This is a genomic window from Basfia succiniciproducens, assembly GCF_011455875.1.
Lineage (GTDB): Bacteria > Pseudomonadota > Gammaproteobacteria > Enterobacterales > Pasteurellaceae > Basfia > Basfia succiniciproducens.
In genome coordinates this window covers 629562-648789 of the sequence record NZ_CP015031.1, presented here as the reverse complement: position 1 = coordinate 648789, position 19228 = coordinate 629562, and the positions used below count along the sequence as shown (strand labels likewise).

Below are 19228 nucleotides of genomic sequence, written 5' to 3'. Positions count from 1 at the left end.
TATAAAAGAAAAACTCATATCACAGCACAACATTTCTAAGGAAAGCCCTATGTTTAAAAATATCACTCCGGCACCTGCCGACCCGATTTTAGGTTTAGGTGAAGCCTTCAAAGCGGAAACCAGAAAAAATAAAATCAATTTAGGTATTGGCGTTTATAAAGATGCGGACGGTGTAACGCCTATTATGACCGCAGTAAAAAAAGCGGAAGGTCAGTTATTTGAAAACGAAAAAGATAAAAACTACCTGCCTATAGACGGTGTTGCGGAATATAACGCTTATGCAAAAGAATTGTTATTCGGTAAAGATTCGGAAATTATCGCATCAAACCGCGCCTGCACGGTGCAAACCTTAGGCGGAACCGGCGCATTGCGTATTGCCGCAGAATTTGTGCGTCGCCAAACTAAAGCACAAAACGTATGGATCAGCAAACCGACCTGGCCGAATCATAATGCGATTTTTAATGCCGTCGGCGTAACTATTCGCGAATATCGTTGGTACAACCCTGAAACTAAAGCCTTAGACTGGGATAATTTACTGGCTGATTTAAACAATGCCAACCCGGGTGATGTGGTGTTATTGCACGGCTGCTGTCACAACCCGACCGGTATTGACCCGACACCGGAACAATGGAAAGCATTAGCCGAGATGTCAGCGAAAAACGGCTGGTTACCGCTATTCGACTTTGCTTACCAAGGTCTGGCAAACGGTTTGGAAGAAGATGCCGTCGGTTTACGTACTTTCGCAGAAACCCATCGAGAATTATTAGTTGCCAGCTCGTTCTCTAAAAATTTCGGTTTATACAGCGAACGTGTCGGTGCCTTTACATTAGTTGCGGATAATGCGGATGTGGCGGCGGTAGCTTTAACACAGATAAAATCAATTATCCGTACGCTGTATTCTAACCCGTCCGCTCATGGCGCCCGTACAGTTGCAACCGTATTGGCAAATCCGGAACTGCGCAAAGAATGGGAAGACGAATTAACGGGTATGCGTGATCGCATCAAACAAATGCGTAAGCAACTGGTTGAATTACTTAAAGAATTCGGCGCACAGGAAGATTTCAGCTACATCATTGATCAAAAAGGAATGTTCTCATTCAGCGGATTAACCGCCGAACAGGTTGACCGTTTGAAAGAAGAATTCGCTATTTACGCCGTTCGTTCCGGCAGAATCAATGTGGCGGGAATCACTGAAGCCAATATCCGTTACCTTGCCGAAAGCATTGTAAAAGTACTTTAATTCTATAAATTTTATTTTTCAAAGTGCGGTCAAAATTTTGAAATTTTTGACCGCACTTTTTATGCTGTTGATTTTTTGTTTATTTAAAATGTTTAATCATCGTTACTACTACAATTTATATTGTCCTATATTAACAGTTTTTTCATTTCATCATGAACTTGTTTGACAATTTCTGCTCCAAGAATAATTTGGTACTGATTAGTAATGGAAAATAAACCTTTAACGCCATCAATCTTTTCAATGGCCGATTTGTTCATTTTACCGTCATTTTTTAACACTACGCGAATACGGGTGGCGCAATGAGTTAAGGCGCTAATATTAGCTTTTCCGCCCAGTTGTTCAATAAGTTGTACTGCGGTTTCCGTAAATTCATTGGTTAGCGGAACTTCCGTTTTATCACCAGAAAGCGTATTCAACGCATCGGTAATTAATGCATGGAAATTCGGCGCATTCCACGCACTGCGCCCGACAAACAAGCCGTCAATATGCGGTTTAACAATCAAACCGTTGGCGTTTTCAGGATTGACGCTACCGCCATACAGTACCGGTATTTTTTTACTTTCTTCAGCAAAAAGTTCAAACAGACATTGTTTAATAACGGCATGTTTTTCATCGGCGTATTCGGCACTTGCTGGAATTCCTTCCGTACCAATCGCCCACACCGGCTCATAAGCAATCCACAGCTTAGATAATTGTTCGGCGGTAACACCCTGTAATCCTATTTTTAGCTGAGTTCGCAATACTTCATCAGAGATGTTGTAATTTTTTTGCTCCAGCGTTTCACCGATACATAATAGCGTAATGAAATTATGCTTCAAAGACGCAAGCACTTTCTCATTTTCTTCCTGATCGGTTTCCTTCATCACATGACGACGTTCAGAATGCCCAATCATCACCAGTTCGATTCCCAATTCTTTAAGCATTAACGGTGAAATCTCACCGGTAAACTGCCCGTTGTCATTCGGATTCATATTCTGGGCGCCGATTTTAATTTTAGGCCGACCCGTTTTTGATTTCACTAATTCCACGGCATCTTTTAATGTGGTATAAGACGGAATTACAAACAATTGAATGTCATATTCCGATTTAAAGGTAGTGGCAAAATCAGATAATTCGGAGAGATACTGCACGACCTCGGCATTCCCCTTATACATTTTCAGATTGGTACCGAAATAAATTTTCTTTGCTGTCATTATCAAATCCTTATTTATTTTTAATTAACACACGGCAAGGTGCGCCATCGGTATTTTTTATTGCAATCGGAATCATCAAAGCATCAATTACCGCTGAGGTAATACTTTTTGTATTGCAAATATATTCCACCAGCGTTACTCCTTTCATTAACAGATGATGATGAGTCACATGTTTGGTTAACGGTTTCTCCATTGTACCGGTAAGCCAACCGCGAATCGGATAATCCTGCGGGAAATCAAAGGCAATGATTTCCAGATTTTTATCCGCTAAATAAGCGGCGCCTTCAAAGGTAATATAAGGCGAGTTTCCCCAGAATTCTCTCGAATTATAGCTGTAATGGGTATCCCAACAGGTTTTAAAAATCACTTTTTTCACATTTTCCGCTTGCGGCCAACAATGTTCCAACACTTCCGGCGTAATAGCGAAATTGTCGGTAATAACCTCCGCCAAATCCAACACATGAAACTCGCCGATATAGGTTTCAATTGGAATATCCAGAATATTGTAGGCGTCTTTTTTAATATGGCTAAGCGCATCCATATGTGTAAACGCGTGGCAGGATACCTGAAGCTGAGTGGCTTCGAATAAATCACCTTCATCAAAATTACCCTTTTTTTCGACCGCACTTTTCCAGCGTACATGGTCGGTGGAAATCGGCATGGATAAATCAATCCATTTATTCATAATTCAGATCTCCTTATTGTGGAAACAATAAATTCGGTAAATACGTACTAAACTCAGGTACGAGAATTAGCAGTAATAATAATGCGAATAAAGAGAATAGGTACGGTAAACTTGATTTAAGCACTTTCATCGGTTCACATTCCGCAATGTTGGCCGAGAGGAAAATCAAATAGCCCACCGGCGGTGTAACCAAGCCTATCATCAGATTCAGGATGATTACCAAACCGAAGTGAATCGGTGCGATACCAAACTGATTAACGATCGGCATAAATACCGGTACTAAAATTGTCAATGCCGCCGTCGGATCCATAATCATTCCGATGAACAACACAATGGCATTAATCAATATCAGAGCCTGAAGAGGGCTATCGCAAACGGAAGACACCCAATGGGCTACCTGATGGCTGATTTGTAAACGAGCAATTAACCAAGCAAAGATTGAAGATGCTCCGACAATCAGCATAACCGTAATGGTTCCTTTGAGTGAAGAAATCAACGCTTTTTTCAATAGTTCAATACTTAATTCTTTATATACGAATGTACCGACCAGATAGGCATAAACAACAGAAACCGCCCCCGCTTCCGTTGCAGTGAAAACGCCCGAAATAATACCGTATAAAATAATAACCGGACAAAATATTGCCCATACGGCATCTTTTCCGCTATCTTTCACTTCTTTCCAGCTGAATGCGGTTGCCTGATTACCGTATTTATAAATTTTACTTAATATAAAAGTAACCAGGATCAGTACAAGCGCAATCATGATACCCGGAATAATGCCGGACATGAACATTTTTCCTACGGATACGCCCGCACCGGCTAAAGCCGCGAAAACAATCATAGGTACGCTTGGCGGAATAATCGGTCCGATAATGGAAGCGGATTGTGTCAGTGCGGCAGAGAAATCCGCCGGATAACCGGTCTTCTTCATTGCGGGAATCAAAGAACTGCCAATAGCCGCCGTAGAGGCAACTGCGGATCCGCTGATAGAACCAAAAAATAAACTGGAAAAGATATTGATATAGGCCAGCGAACCTTTCCAGCGACCGATTAATGAGGTGACGAAACGGATAATACGTGAGGTGATCCCGCCGACACTCATCAATTCTCCAGCTAAAAAGAAAAATGCGAGCGCCTGCAAAGCGTTAGTATCAAGTCCTTGCATTACTTGCTGTGCTACGATCGTCACGGGGATATTAGGTAAGAAAGTGAATAATGTCACAATAGATGCGAAGATAATACTATAAAACAATGGTAAACCGAGCACCGTAAGGATAAACATTACTCCAAGCAATACGATGAATGACATTATAATTCCCTCACTTTTCTAGTTTTAGCTAAAGAAACGAACGCAATGACAATTCGCACCATCTCTAATGATAAACAAATAAGAAACGGTATATATACCCAAGACTTTGAGATCTTAAACGCCGAATAATAGCTATTCAAATTCATGGAATAAACTTTTAAACCGCCTTTAACTAATAAAAATAAACAAATTAACATCACAATGTATAGAGCGGAGGATAATAACCAGCCGTATTTAAATCGCTCAAAAATCATGATTCTAACCATAGGAACCTGAATCTGGGTTGTCGTCAAAATTCCGAATAAAATCATACAGGTATAGCAAAATCTCAAAAACTCTTCCGCCCAAGGAAACGAAATGTTAATCACATATCTCGTAATAACCTGTACAAACGTCATCGCAACTAACACAAGAAAAAAAAGACATCCTAATGATAAAAAGGTTTTATTGATAAATTTCTCATATTGTTCCAGCATGATATCAGCCTCCTAATCAGACTAAATAAGTGTATTTCCATATGTGTTGGGATTATGCGTACATAACACTTGATACGGACATAATCCCAACTTTTTTATATTTGCTTATTTAGTGGCAGTCACTTTATTAATCATTTGATCACCAAATTTCTTGGCATAATCATCCCAGGCTTTTTTAGCACCGGCTTGGAAAGAGGCTGTATCCGGATCTTCCTCAACGTCCATACCTTGCTGTTTTAGTTTCTCCAAATAAACCTTATTTTCTTCCACATTCAGTTGTTTCTCTAACTCGGCGCCCTCTTTTGCCGCTTGCAACAAAATATCCTGATCTTCTTTATCTAAAGAATTAAAGCGATCCAAATTCATTGACATTGGTGCCGCGGTATAAGCATGATGAGTTAAAGACAGATATTTCTGAACTTCCTGTAAGTTATTGTTGTAAATATGATGAACCGGATTTTCCTGTCCATCAATAACGCCGGTTTTCAGAGAAAAATAAACTTCGTTAAACGGCATTGGCGTCGGATTTGCACCCCATTCTTTAAAAGCCGCGATATGTGCGGGATTAGGAGTGGTTCTTAACTTCAGACCGGATAAATTCGCAACGGTTTTAATTTGTTTTTTGCTGTTAGTGATATCTCTAAATCCAATCTCATAGAATGCCAACCCTTTCAAGTTTGCACTTTCCAATGATTTCAACAGATGTTCCCCGACTTCCCCATTTAATACTTTTTCAACATGAGCTTCGTCTTTAAATAGGAATGGTAAATCCAATAAATTGAGTTCTTCATTAAAGGTGGTGTAATACGGGTTTCCTACTACAACAATATCAATCGTCCCTATTCTGGTACCGTCGATTTGAGTATCGGAAGCGCCCAATTCACTATTGGGATGTAATTTAATCGTGATACGTCCATTAGACAGTTCATTGGCTCTTTTAGCCATCAACGCAGTTGCTTTTGTCACGGTATCGCTCGGCGAACCATAGTGACTAAGCGCCAACGTATGTTCTCCCGCGGCAAAGGTAGACGCAGAGAACATAGCAAGTAATACGGTTGCTGAAATAACAGTTAATTTTTTCATAATTACACCTTCACTCATTTTCATTGTGGATAAATAGGAATAATACTTTTAGTTTATTCACTACTAACGTTTATTATATTTAGCATCAATTTCTTTAATTTTTGCTAATTTTGGTGTTGAGCCACCGCCTGCAAAATCACATTCCAACCACACTTTAAGTAGTGATTTTGCTAATTCCACGCCAATCACACGCTCACCGAAACAGATAATTTGCGCATCATTACTTTTTCTTGAACGTTCGGCAGAAAAAACGTCATGACAAACCGCCGCTCTTACCCCCGGAACTTTATTTGCCGTAATGCACATGCCGATACCGGTTCCGCAGGTAAGAATTCCACGATCATATTTGCCTTCGGAAACCGCCAAAGCTACTTTCTCGGCGACATCCGGATACAATGTCAAATCGCCCGCACCGGCGCCAAAGTCATCGCATTCAATACCTAATGTTTCCAGATATTTGATTAACTCAATCTTTAAGTTATATGCGGCATCATCACATCCGATAGCAATTTTCATAATTATTTCTCCTATGCTATTAACCCTTTATTAAATTTAAAATTGAATTTATATTGCTTGCACTGGTGGCAATAATGTCAATAATCCCCGTTCTTAGCGCACCCAATATTGCCATTGCCTTACTACTTTCGGAAGCAATGCCGATAACGCAGGGAATGGCTCTAAGATCTTCTAAGCTTAATCCGATCACCCGGTTATTCATTACCGTATCGACAGGTTCTCCCTGCAAATTGAAAAAACCGTATCCCGCAATATCACCAATGACCCCCAGGTTCATTCTTGCCTCGGTAATTTCTTTCGGTGTAAACCAACCTAACTGAACCATATAGCTTTCTTCACTCATATCGCCGATACCGACCAGCGCGATATCCGCCTTACGGGCCCGATCCAGGGTCTCTTTAATTACCCCGTTTTTCATAAATACATCGCGAAACGCTTTATCTTCCAAATACGCCGGAGCGTATAAAGTTTCGTTCGCCCCGTTAAATTTACGGGCTAAATTACGACAAATATGATCGGCATCAACAGGATCGCCTAACCGTTGAACCCCGCCTATTCCGCAAATAAATTTACAGTTTTTTTCTGGGAAGATTCCGATATGTTCGCCCACAGCGGCAACATTTCGCCCTTGTCCGACAGCAACTGTCATACCGTCTTTTAATGTATTGGATAAATAAGAGCTCACTAATGTGGCGACCTGTTCACGTTGTTCGCTCTCATTTTGTTCATCAATTGCAATCAATGCCCGTTGAATACCGAATTGCTCAATCAATCTGTCTTCCAGTTGAGAGGTAAAAACAGGATGATATTTTACGTTGATCTCAACAATGCCTTCTTGCCTTGCCTTTTTTAATAAACGCCCGACTTTAATACGTGAAATATTAAATTTATTGGCTATTTCTTCTTGAGTAAGCTCGTGCTCATAATAGGCAATGGCAATTTCCGTCAGTAGACTCCCTTCTTTATATTCAACCATTACTCCCTCTCAAAATTGATATTTCCAGGTATAGTTTCAACATACTCTCGCGATTTAATTAATGTGTTTTCAATTACGGCAAGTTCCGCCGCTTTTTCAAATCTACGCGGCGTAGAATCCAGCTCACGGTATATTCTGAGTGGGATTTCAAAGCTACAAGGAATACCCCGCTGTTTTAACCCATAAATAATTTCCTGATAATTAATCAGTCCTCTGCCTTCCACCGGAATAAATCTGAATTTTTCACCTGTAATACAAACATCCTTAATATGAAAATAACGTACATAATCCAATGATTTTATTGACTGTGCGACGACATCCAGATTTTTATCGTAGGTCACCATATTACCCGGATCAAAATTAATGGAATAAACGTCATCTCCTAATTCATTCAATAACTCAATACCTTCTTCAAGCGTAATAAAGGCATTAAAATTATAATCACCACCATTCTCTAAGCAGAGAATACACCCCGTTTCTTCTAATATTGGTCTTAATGATTTTAGATTGCATATCATTTTGTCTTTATTCTCGCGCTTAGCGGTACATACATTAATGTATTTAGCTCCGATTAATTGAGCAAAACGCAGTCTTGGCGAAAAAATTTCCAGAAAATTATCCGAGGATAAATCCATGGTACAACCAAGCGCTAAAACGGATAATTGGTATTTTTCTTTTAATTTATTAATATTATTTCCATTTTCAACACCAAATAAATCCTGATTTAAATTACCTACATAACCTTGGTTGTATGCCAATTCAAAAAAATTAAAACCACATTTTTTTATTGAAGCTAACGCTGTTTCTAAATCATAGCCGTCAAAAATCGATGTATTTACCGCTAATCTAAAACCCTTATCCATTCTTGTAGCCTTTTGTTGTGTCATAACACTTTCCTCCGTTGAAAGGCGTAAAAATTTACGCCCTATCTTCTGAGACGATTATTTATTCACAAATTCGGACATATATTTCAAAATTAACGACATTGAAACGGCGCCCGGATCAACATAACCCAAAGAACGTTCTCCCAGACTTTTAGCCCGCCCGAATACGGCAACCTGATCACGGGTACTTTCTGCTCCGTCTTCCGCCGCTTTGGCAACGCGGGCCAACGCATCTTTCAAATCCGCATTTTTTTCTTGCTCGGCTTGTTTTTCCGCCGCGACCAAAGCATCCATCATCGTTTTATCGCCCGGTTTCGCACCGCCGCGGGCAAATACCCCGGCGGAACCGGCAGTTAAAAACTGAGATAATACAGTCGCATTGAAAGTATTTTGACCGGCGATAGCTTTACCGCCCGCTCTGAATAAGGTACCGAAAATCGCACCGGAAGCACCGCCCATACTGGACATCATTTTGGTACCGGCGGTTAAAAACAACTCACCGATGTCTTTAGGTTGGAAAGCATCGGTTTTAAGCAAATCCCGGACGGCCGCAAAGCCCCGTTGCATACCCAATCCGTGGTCTCCGTCACCGATTTTTAAATCCAGTTCGGTTAAAGTCGGTTCGCTATCCACCATTTTTTCTGCGGTGTAGAGTAATAATTCTCTTGTTTCTGCTACGTTCATATCATTTTCTCCAGGCAAAACTATCACAAGGCATATCGTAAAGTTTTTGTAATTCGTCATCTAAACGGAAAATGGTAATGGAATAACCCGCCATTTCCTGTGAGGTGCAATAACCGCCGATTAACGTATCGTGAATCTGAATACTACATTCGCTTAACACCTGATGAACTTTCCGGTTGGCAATCAGCAGTTCCGTATAAGTCGAAGCCCCTAAGTTATTAATGGTAACGCAAACTTTATCACCGGCTTTTAGTTCAATATCGGCACATAAACGTTCGATCATTTCTCCGTTAATTTCATCCGCACTTGCCATTTTCTGACGTCTGACACCGGGTTCACCATGAATACCCATTCCAAGTTCCAGCTCATCATCCGCTAATTCGAAATTAAATTTACCCGTTTGCGGAATAGAACAAGCCCCCAACGCCACCCCCATTGTGCGCGTATTGAAATTTGCTTTAGCGGTCACTTCATGTACTTTATCAAGATCGTAACCGGCTTCTACCGCCGCACCGGCAATTTTAAGCACATACATATCACCGGCCACACCACGTCGGTCACTCATTCTAGATAAGGGGGCGGCCGAAATATCATCGGTAACCCGTACGGTTTTAACCTGAATACCTTCTTCTTCCAATAACTCGGCGGCAATATCAAAATTCATATTATCGCCAGCATAATTACCGTAAACGAATAGTACGCCCTGACCTTTTTGCGCCGCTTTCGTCGTTTCAATAATAATGTCCGGAGACGGCGAAGCAAATATTTCCCCCAGCGCCGCCGCATCGGCCAGCCCTTTGCCGACATAGCCGGCAAACATCGGTTCGTGACCGCTGCCGCCCCCCGTCACCACGACAACCTGATCCGCTTTAATATCATTACGGTACACTCCGCTGTAGCCTTCAACTTTGATAAGTTTATCGCCACAGGCATAAATCAATCCTTCCAGCTGTTCTGCCGGAACATCATTCGGATTATTCAGTAATTTTTTCGGTTTTCTGCTCATAACTCGTCTCCTGATGTTTAATTCTAAAATTTTATTTGGATTCAAGAACCCCGTTACCCATACGTACGGCAATATTAAAGGCTTCCTCAAACGCGGTTGGAATGGCAACATTTTGGCCATATAAATCGTATGCCGTGCCGTGATTTGCCGTAGTAATCGGAATCGGAATACCGCCCTGTACCGTGACGCCGCGCTCAAATCCTAATAATTTTAAAGCGGTGGAGAACTGGTCGTGATACATAGAAACCACACCGTCAATTTTTAACCGATTAACCTCACGCATTGTCGTATCACTCGGGAACGGACCGTAGAGCTCAAATCCATACTCCTTCCGCGCCAGTTCGATAGCCGGTGTAATAATTTTAATTTCTTCGTCACCGAATACACCGCCTTCACCTCCGTGCGGATTCAACGCCTGCACTGCAATTTTCGGATGTTTCACGCCGGCTTGCGTTAAGGATTTATGTAATAAACAAATACAATCGACGACGTTTTTTATCGATAAATTCGGCACAATATCCTTAAACGGAATATGTGAAGTAACGCGGCCTGCCCAAATACCGTCTACCACATTCAGTTCACACACAAATTCGTGAAAATTTGTTTGGTCTGCGAACCAATGTAACTCATCACGATACTTCAATCCTCCTTTATGCATAGCCTGTTTATTCAACGGCGCAAAACAAATAGATTGCACATATCCTGCTTGAGCAAAGTCAACGGCTTTCTTTAATGTCTCTAAAATATACACCCCGCTTTGCTCGGTCGCCTTGCCATATTCAAATGGAACAGGATGTGAACATTTGTGATGAATTAATGCCGGAACACCGCTTTTGAAAGCATAATCCGGTAAATTTTCCGGTGATATTTCATCATATTCAAATGTAGCCTGAGCAATTTTCAACCCTTTGCGTAACTCTTCTCTATCCGCTATCAGCAACACATTCGCTTTTGTTCTCTGTTCAGTTTGTGCCAATAATTTAGCCACCAGCTCGGGACCGACGCCGGCAGGATCCCCCAGAACCATTGCAACTGTAGGTTTTTGCATAAAAATACCTCACCAAATTTCAATTTTTTTCACTTTCTAAAGATAAAAATACTAAAAAGCCATGAACAAAAGAACAAGTATCGTTCTTTTGTTACATTCTAAATCAAAGTTATAGAGAAAAAATGTGACCTAAATCTCAATATTGAAAAAGGGATAAAAATGAATATTGGAAACGTGATAATAATCACAAATTTACGAACTAATACATCTGCACTTAAACTAAAGCTCATTAGATATAATTCTTAGAGCACTACATTTTTATAACCTCTAAATGAGAGGTATTCCTAAATAGCAATAAATTTTTTAATCTAGATCAATAAAATACAAGATAATTTTTATTTAACGTAAATTAGGGATGTTTTCTTCTCTTTAAAGACGAATAATAGCATTACTTTATGGCGATTAACATAAAGTTTACAATTTGGATACATGTGTGTGTTTGCTACACATTTATTAGGAGTGATTATGCAGGTCTCTAGACGTAAGTTCTTTAAGATCTGTGCAGGTGGTATGGCGAGTTCGTCTGCTGCAATGCTCGGCTTTATGCCGACCCAAGCGTTAGCAGCTCCGCGTGAATATAAACTTATTCATGCAAAAGTAGCCCGTAACAACTGCACATATTGTGCTGTAGGCTGTGGTATGTTGATGTACAGCCTTGGTGATGGTGCAAAAAATGCACGAGGTAAATTATTTCATGTGGAGGGTGATCCGGACCATCCGGTCAGCCGCGGTTCACTCTGTCCTAAAGGTGCGGGGGTTCTCGATTTCGTGAATAGTCCGAACCGTCTCAAATATCCCGAATATCGCGCACCGGGTTCCGACAAATGGGTGCGTTTATCCTGGGAGGATGCGATTCATCGCATTGCCAAATTAATGAAAGAAGATCGTGATGCGCATTTTGAAGAAAAAAATGCACAGGATACAACGGTTAACCGTTGGCTAACCACGACGATGTTCTGCTCTTCCGCCACCAGTAACGAAACCGGTATTCTAACCCACCGTTGGGCTCGTTCGCTCGGTATGGTCACAATTAATAACCAGGCGGCGACTTGTCACGGCCCTACCGTTCCTGCGCTGGCGGCGACGTTTGGTCGCGGTGCGATGACTAATCATTGGGTCGATATAAAAAACGCCAATCTGGTAATCGTGATGGGCGCCAACACTGCGGAAGCGCATCCGGTCGGCTTTAAATGGGTAATTGAGGCCAAGAAAAACGGAGCGAAACTGATGGTTGTCGATCCGCGCTTTAATCGTACCGCCGCGGTTTCGGACTTCTTTGCCCAAATTCGTGCCGGCTCGGATATTGCCTTCCTGCTGGGGGTTATCCGTTATTTACTCGAACATGACGCTATTCAACACGAATATGTAAAACATTACACCAACGCGGCGTTGATCGTAGCTGATGATTTCGAGTTTAACGACGGATTATTTTCCGGATTTGATGAAAATACCGCACAATACGACCGCACTTCCTGGGCATATGCAACGGATGAAAGCGGCCAGCCGTTGCGTGATTTAACTATGCAACATTCGCATTGCGTGCTGAATTTGTTAAAAAAACACGTCGAACGCTATACGGCGGAAACCGTTGAAAATATCACCGGCGTAAAACAGGCGGCGTTTAATCAATTCTGCGAAACCCTCGCCGAAACCGCCTCACCTAATAAAACTGCCACCTTCCTATATGCCCTAGGTTGGACACAACATACCGTAGGTGCGCAAAATATCCGTGCTATGGCGATGATCCAGTTACTTTTAGGTAACATCGGTATGGCGGGCGGCGGCGTAAATGCCTTGCGCGGACACTCAAACGTGCAGGGTGCCAGTGACATGGGCTTAACCCCGGTGGGTTTACCCGGTTATTTGCAGCTACCAAATGAAAAAGATGTTAGTCTTGAAAAATATTTGGAACGTGTTACGCCAAAAACCTTAGTACAAGGTCAAACTAACTTCCTGCAAAACACGCCTAAATTCGTGGTGAGCTTGCTGAAATCTTTCTATGGCGATAACGCGACCGCCGAAAACGAATGGGGTTTCCACTATTTGCCTAAATATGATCAGGTTTATGATCAATTAAAAATGATCGAAATGATGAACGAAGGGCAAATTAACGGTTTTCTGTGCCAGGGCTTCAATCCGGTTTCTTCGTTGCCGAATAAAAACAAAGTGGTCAGTGCGTTAAGCAAGCTGAAATACTGTGTAGTATTCGACCCTACCGAAACCACTACCAGTAACTTCTGGCAAAATCACGGCGAATACAATGATGTAAACCCTGCCGAGATTCAAACCGAAGTATTCCGCTTGCCGACGGTCTGTTTCGCGGAAGAAGACGGTTCTATCGCCAACTCCGGCCGTTGGTTGCAATGGCACTATAAAGCAGCCGAACCGCCGGCGGAAGCGAAACCGGACGTAGATATTTTGGCGGAAATCCGCGAAGCCATACTTGAAATGTATGAAAAAGAAGGCGGACGCGGTTTAGAGCCGCTCAAAGCAACCGCATGGGATTATGTTAATCCGCTGGAGCCGAAAGCAGAGGAATTAGCCAAACAAAACAACGGTTATGCGTTAGCCGATTTATATGACACCGCAGGTAATTTAATTGCGAAAAAAGGCGAATTATTGTCTAACTTCGGACAATTACGTGATGACGGCACAACCGCTTGTTCCGCCTGGATTTATGCGGGGCAATGGACGGAAAAAGGCAACCAAATGGATAACCGCGATAACAGCGATCCGTCCGGCTTAGGTAATACCTTGGGTTGGGCGTTTGCATGGCCGGCGAATCGCCGCATTGTTTATAACCGCGCCTCTGCGGATTTAGCCGGTAAACCATGGGATCCGAAACGCCAATTGGTGAAATGGAACGGCAAAAACTGGAATTATATTGATATAGCCGACTTCGGCACGGCACCGCCAAATTCCGAGATAATGCCGTTTATTATGCAAAATGACGGATTAGGCGGTTTATTCTGTTTAAATCGCCTGGCCGACGGCCCGTTCCCGGAACACTATGAGCCGATAGAAACACCAATCGGCACCAATCCGTTGCACCCGAATGTGATTTCCAGCCCGGTGGCGCGTGTAATGGAAAATGATAAACCTAATTTCGGTACATCAAACGAATTCCCTTATGTAGGTACTACTTATAGTTTGACGGAACATTTCCATGCCTGGACGGCACAAGTGCAACTAAGCATGATTACCCAACCCGAGGCATTTGCCGAAATCAGCGAAGAACTGGCGCAAGAGAAAGGCATTAAACAGGGTGATGTGGTGAAAGTGCATTCTAAACGCGGTTACATCAAGATGAAAGCGGTAGTCACCAAACGGATTAAGCCGTTAACGGTAAACGGGCAAATCGTGCATACCATCGGCTTCCCTATTCACTGGGGTTTTTCCGGCGTAGGCAAGAAAACCTTTGTGACAAATACACTGACACCACCGGTAGGCGAAGTTAACTCACTTACCCCTGAATACAAGGCATTCCTTGTTAACATCGAAAAAACCACGGAGGCCCTGTAATGTCCGCAGTACAAGAACAAAACATTATCAAGCGCTCCGCCACTTCCGGCGTCACGCCGCCGCCGCAAGTCCGCAAAGACGTGGTGGAAGTCGCTAAACTTATCGATGTCACCATCTGTATCGGTTGTAAAGCCTGTCAGGTCGCTTGTTCCGAATGGAACGATATCCGCGCTCCGCAGGAACAATGCGTTGGGGTTTACGATAATCCCCGCGACATGAACGCCCAACAATGGACGGTAATGAAGTTCAGCGAAGTGGAGGAAAACGACCGGCTGGAATGGCTGATCCGCAAAGACGGCTGTATGCACTGCGCCGAACCGGGCTGCTTAAAAGCCTGTCCGGCACCGGGTGCCATTATCCAATACGCCAACGGGATTGTGGATTTCCAATCGGAAAAATGTATCGGTTGCGGTTATTGTATCGCCGGCTGTCCGTTTAATGTGCCGAAAATGAGCAATGAAGACAACCGCGTATACAAATGTACCCTCTGTGTGGATCGCGTCAATGTGGGTCAAGAACCCGCCTGCGTGAAAACCTGCCCGACCGGCGCCATTCATTTCGGCTCCAAAGAGGAAATGCTGCACTATGCGGAAACCCGAGTGGCGGATTTGAAATCCCGCGGCTATGACAATGCCGGCATCTATAATCCCGAAGGCGTAGGCGGTACTCATGTGATGTACGTGCTGCACCACGCGGACAGACCGGAGCTCTATGCCGGCTTACCGAAAGATCCGGAAATCGACGTTACCGTCAAACTTTGGAAAGACATCTTAAAACCGGTGGCGGCAGTCGCGATGGGCGGCCTGGCATTAGCCGAAATCGCCCATTATGTAGGGGTCGGCCCGAACAATGAAGAAGATGTGGAAGATCACAGCGCCCACTTCGAACGGGAAGATGCGGAAGAAGAACAATCACATCATAACAAAGGTGGCAAATAATGAGTAAAGTCGAATTTACGAACGATACCAAAATCGTTCGCCATAAATACCCCGCTCGTGTGAGTCATTGGTTTTTAGTGATTGCCTTCTTTATGACCATGTTCACCGGAGTGGCGTTTTTCTTCCCGGATTTCGCCTGGTTACATGAAATTTTGGGGACGCCGCAACTGGCGCGCGCCATTCACCCGATTACGGGTATCATCATGTTCATCGCGTTTATTATTCTTGCCTTTATTTATGCAAGCCATAATATTCCGGAACGGAACGACATCCGCTGGTTGAAAGGCATCGTGGAAGTATTGAAAGGTAACGAACATGGTGTGGCATACAACGGCAAATACAACCTCGGTCAGAAAATGCTGTTCTGGACGTTGAATCTTGCCATGATCACATTGTTGGTAACCGGCATTATCATGTGGCGGCGCTACTTCTCCGGCTACTTTTCGGTAACAACGCTGCGCATTGCGATTTTATTGCACTCCGCCAGCGCCTTCGCGCTGTTCACCGGCATTCTGGTGCACATCTACATGGCGTTTTGGGTGAAAGGCTCCATCCGCGCCATGGTTGAAGGCTGGGTTACCGTACGCTGGGCGAAAAAACACCACCCGAAATGGTTCAATCATGAAATCAAACCGGAAATCGAGCGTTATATGTTAGAGAAAGATAAAGCCTCTAAATAACTATCAACTTACAGACAAAAGTGCGGTAAAAAATCTTAAAATTTTTACCGCACTTTTTATATATTCCGCCTAATTAACTCCGCCACCATATCCCCTTCAAACTGCGTTAAAAACTTCACTTGTACCTTTTCGGCAATTTTCGTGAATAGCTTTTCCGCATGTTTGATTTTCCGCTCTTCACTTTTACGCAAAATATCCGAGCTTTCTACGCCTTTGGCTTCAATCACAAAATTCAGCGTTTCGCCTGATTTGGTTTTCACAATATAGGCAAAATCAGGCGAATAAGAGCCGCCACCGGCAACAGGAATTTTGATGGAATTTTTCGGGATTTTGGTAAATACCGTTACATTCTCAATCTCATTATCCGCAATGTTCTGATGCTCAATTTCCGAATCAAAGAAAATTTCATCAAATAGATAATTTTCAGACGGTCTTTTCTCCGTATCGCCAAATATGCCCAAATCCGCCCTATTAACCTCTTTGGCACAACCTTTTTCATCGGTAAATTTAGTCGGATGAATGCGGTTATTGACCAACTGATAGCCCAATTCAAATTTACTGAATGAATGATTCAACAAGAATTGATTAAATCCACCACAAATTTGGTTAATCGTCTGTTGATTCATAAACTCGCTGATATTCAGCTCATCCCGCAAAGCATAAAACGCTTGGTGCAATGTATTCATCTGAATTTTGGCACTCACGGCAAGCTCGCTGAGGAATTCACGATAACTCATTGTGTTAAAACGGATAAAATCATCATTTTCAAGATTCTCTTTACGGCGGTTCAGCATAATGCCATTATTGATATACGTTTCATTTATCGCCGTGCGAATCCCAGCCTGTTTGAATTTAGTGAGATTTTCACGCAAATAAGCAGTAAATAATGATAAAAATTCACTTTCTGAACCAATCTTGTATTGCAGAATCGCTTTATGATGAATCAATTCCCACAAGGCTTTGAGTTCTTCATATTTGCCTACCCGCATTTTGATGGCGTCTTTACCTTCTCCTGCTTTACTGATTTTGTCTTTTTTCAGCGTTTGCTCAAAGGCTTGCGGATAAGCAACTTTCAAACGGGTATAACCGTTTTCGGTAAAGACCTTTTTGCGGTCAATAATGCCTTTTTCTACCAATTCAAACATCAAATCAAGCGGTTCAATTTCAGGATATTTTTGCAAAATTTTCTGTTCAAGCGCTTCATCAAATTTCTGCGGAATGGTTTCGCTAAATGAATGTTGATTTACCTCACCAATCAGCTCCGCCACAAAATCCTTTTCGCTGCTGTCCACAAAATAATTGAGCTTGTATTGCGGTTCACGCACACGCTCCATCAACTCATTCACCGGCAAGCGTAAACCACGCCCCACTTCTTGCAGCTTAGATGTTTGGCTGCCGCTTGAGCGCAATTTGCAAATCTGAAATACATTCGGATTATCCCAGCCTTCTCGTAGCGTCCATTTGGAGAAAATAAAACGACGAGGATTATCCAGCGACAGCAACGCCTGTTTATCGTGTAAAATCTCGTTGATTTCCTGCTCGATTTTGTCATCGCTTTCGCTGTTATCTTTAGAAAAATAACCGCCGTGCACCAGCGATAAATCCGCCAATGTTTTTTGCAAATAGGCGCGATAAAATTCGTTGGTTTCGTTTTTCAGACGGCGTTCTGCTTCCGCTTTCACCCAACTTTCAAATTTTTCTTTTAGGCTACCAGTAATTTCATTATCTTTACGATACCCCTTAATATCATCAATAAAAAACAGCGTCAGCGGTTTGATTTTGGTGGTACGTTCTACCAACAATTCACGTTCCAGCTTAAAATGCTCTGCAATCGCACGCTGCATCATCGCATCTTGCACGGTTTGAGCGTAAGAATAGGGATTTAATAATGCACCACGTTTCAGCTCCAAGCCATTGCTTAACACCAGCGTGGTTTTATTCATCACATCAATTTTTAGTTCAAAAATTGCCGAATGAATTTGTGTTAGATCATCGCCTTTGCCAAGTACGAATTTTTTGCTTTTGCCGTTTTCAGTCAGTTCAAACATCGCTTCTTTGCTGTCTAACGAAAGCAGTTTAATGCTTGCCTCCATTCCGCCTTGCATTTCTTCCTGAAACACACGTACGCCTTTAACCAAACCATCATTAAAGGCATCTACCGCCGTTAAGCGGTAAATCAAGTTGTAATATTGCTCATTAAAGGTCGCACCATAGCGCAAAATATATTGCGGATTTAACTGTTTGATATTCTTCCACGTTTTGGCACTTTCACGAGTCGGGAACTTATGCGGTTCATCAACAATCACAAACGGACGCACCGCCGCAATGGCTTCCACAGGGTTATCAAACAGATCTTTCAATGCAACATCGCCCGCATTGCTCATCGACGGCGAGTTAATCATCCCCGCATTAATCAGCAAAACGTGGATTTCTTGGCGGTTTTCCGCCTTCACAAAAGCATCGATGGCCGTCTGAATATGCGTTTTCTTGCCTTTGGCGGCTTTTTGACTCTCCACCACATAAGTTTTCAGGCGGATACCTTGATAATCGCTGCCGAAATCCTGTTCAAAATGCTCTGCCAGTGATTGGCTTTGCAAAAACTGTTGCGTACCCGCTTTAATCGAAAGCGTGGGAACCACCACAATAAATTTGAACACGCCCAGCATTCGGTGCAAATCAAACATCGTTTTGGTGTAGGTATAGGTTTTGCCCGTACCGGTTTCCATCGAAACATCCAGCACATTGATGCCGTCTGAATCCAAACTCAAAGCGCGGTCAATGCCGTTTTCATTTTGCACTTTTTGCAGATTGGCAGTGTATTGATTTTGCCCAAACATAATTTGCGGATTTTCATCGGGCTGATGAAATCGGCGGGAAGCATGGTCAAACACGCCTAAAACCGCTTGAATACCTTGTTCCTGATGAGGTAGATTTTTTTCGTAATTAAAACCAGACATAATTTTCCTGTAGTTTACAATGGTTATTATT

General features: G+C 42.6%; 16 protein-coding genes. 4 read left to right on the top strand and 12 right to left on the bottom strand.

The features are described 5' to 3' along the window. The first annotated feature begins 49 nt into the window (after positions 1–49). Positions 50–1240, top strand: a complete 1191-nt coding sequence (locus A4G13_RS02940; RefSeq protein WP_090653569.1) for an amino acid aminotransferase — start codon at positions 50–52, stop codon at positions 1238–1240. A gap of 125 nt (positions 1241–1365) precedes the next feature. On the opposite strand, the gene tpiA is transcribed toward A4G13_RS02940, so the two are convergent. From tpiA to A4G13_RS02885, 11 genes are all read right to left on the bottom strand, one after another. After that, positions 1366–2433: a triose-phosphate isomerase gene (gene tpiA, locus A4G13_RS02935; protein WP_090653567.1), complete on the bottom strand. Its 1068-nt coding sequence runs from the start codon at positions 2431–2433 to the stop codon at positions 1366–1368. A gap of 10 nt (positions 2434–2443) precedes the next feature. Then, the gene (locus A4G13_RS02930) at positions 2444–3118 is read right to left on the bottom strand and encodes a cyclase family protein (RefSeq protein ID WP_090653565.1); all 675 of its coding nucleotides are present in this window, start codon (positions 3116–3118) and stop codon (positions 2444–2446) included. Between the two features lie 13 nt (positions 3119–3131). Further along, positions 3132–4427: a TRAP transporter large permease gene (locus A4G13_RS02925; protein ID WP_090653562.1), complete on the bottom strand. Its 1296-nt coding sequence runs from the start codon at positions 4425–4427 to the stop codon at positions 3132–3134. Further along, positions 4427–4825 carry a TRAP transporter small permease gene (locus tag A4G13_RS02920; RefSeq protein ID WP_243739753.1) on the bottom strand — a complete coding sequence of 133 codons (399 nt, stop codon included), beginning with the start codon at positions 4823–4825 and terminating at the stop codon, positions 4427–4429. The genes A4G13_RS02925 and A4G13_RS02920 overlap by 1 nt, the downstream gene beginning before the upstream one ends. A gap of 183 nt (positions 4826–5008) precedes the next feature. Next, a complete protein-coding gene (locus tag A4G13_RS02915) occupies positions 5009–5986 on the bottom strand; it encodes a TRAP transporter substrate-binding protein (protein WP_090653560.1) in 978 nt (325 codons plus the stop codon). Between the two features lie 63 nt (positions 5987–6049). Then, complete coding sequence (rpiB, locus tag A4G13_RS02910; RefSeq protein WP_090653558.1) at positions 6050–6502, bottom strand: ribose 5-phosphate isomerase B; 453 nt, start codon at positions 6500–6502, stop codon at positions 6050–6052. 19 nt (positions 6503–6521) lie between these two features. Further along, entirely contained in the window at positions 6522–7478 is a 957-nt protein-coding gene (locus A4G13_RS02905) for a sugar-binding transcriptional regulator (protein ID WP_012073312.1), read from the bottom strand. Further along, on the bottom strand, positions 7478–8365 hold the full coding sequence (locus A4G13_RS02900; protein ID WP_243739739.1) for a sugar phosphate isomerase/epimerase family protein: 888 nt from the start codon (positions 8363–8365) through the stop codon (positions 7478–7480). The genes A4G13_RS02905 and A4G13_RS02900 overlap by 1 nt, the downstream gene beginning before the upstream one ends. 54 nt (positions 8366–8419) lie before the next feature. Further along, positions 8420–9046 carry a dihydroxyacetone kinase subunit DhaL gene (dhaL, locus tag A4G13_RS02895; protein ID WP_012073316.1) on the bottom strand — a complete coding sequence of 209 codons (627 nt, stop codon included), beginning with the start codon at positions 9044–9046 and terminating at the stop codon, positions 8420–8422. A 1-nt stretch (position 9047) separates the two neighbouring features. Next, entirely contained in the window at positions 9048–10052 is a 1005-nt protein-coding gene (locus A4G13_RS02890) for a dihydroxyacetone kinase subunit DhaK (protein ID WP_090653554.1), read from the bottom strand. 31 nt (positions 10053–10083) lie between these two features. Then, positions 10084–11100: a 4-hydroxythreonine-4-phosphate dehydrogenase PdxA gene (locus tag A4G13_RS02885; protein WP_090653552.1), complete on the bottom strand. Its 1017-nt coding sequence runs from the start codon at positions 11098–11100 to the stop codon at positions 10084–10086. A gap of 465 nt (positions 11101–11565) precedes the next feature. Here A4G13_RS02885 and fdnG point away from each other — a divergent pair, with 465 nt between their 5' ends. From fdnG to A4G13_RS02870, 3 genes are read left to right on the top strand one after another with little or no spacing between them, the layout of a single operon-like run. Beyond that, a complete protein-coding gene (gene fdnG, locus A4G13_RS02880) occupies positions 11566–14622 on the top strand; it encodes a formate dehydrogenase-N subunit alpha (protein ID WP_090653550.1) in 3057 nt (1018 codons plus the stop codon). Continuing rightward, on the top strand, positions 14622–15560 hold the full coding sequence (gene fdxH, locus A4G13_RS02875; protein ID WP_090653548.1) for a formate dehydrogenase subunit beta: 939 nt from the start codon (positions 14622–14624) through the stop codon (positions 15558–15560). The genes fdnG and fdxH overlap by 1 nt, the downstream gene beginning before the upstream one ends. Next, positions 15560–16240, top strand: a complete 681-nt coding sequence (locus A4G13_RS02870) for a formate dehydrogenase subunit gamma (protein WP_011200066.1) — start codon at positions 15560–15562, stop codon at positions 16238–16240. The genes fdxH and A4G13_RS02870 overlap by 1 nt, the downstream gene beginning before the upstream one ends. A 56-nt stretch (positions 16241–16296) precedes the next feature. Here A4G13_RS02870 and A4G13_RS02865 read toward each other — a convergent pair whose 3' ends face one another. Continuing rightward, positions 16297–19197, bottom strand: a complete 2901-nt coding sequence (locus A4G13_RS02865) for a type III restriction-modification system endonuclease (protein ID WP_090654516.1) — start codon at positions 19195–19197, stop codon at positions 16297–16299. Between the last annotated feature and the right edge of the window lie 31 nt (positions 19198–19228).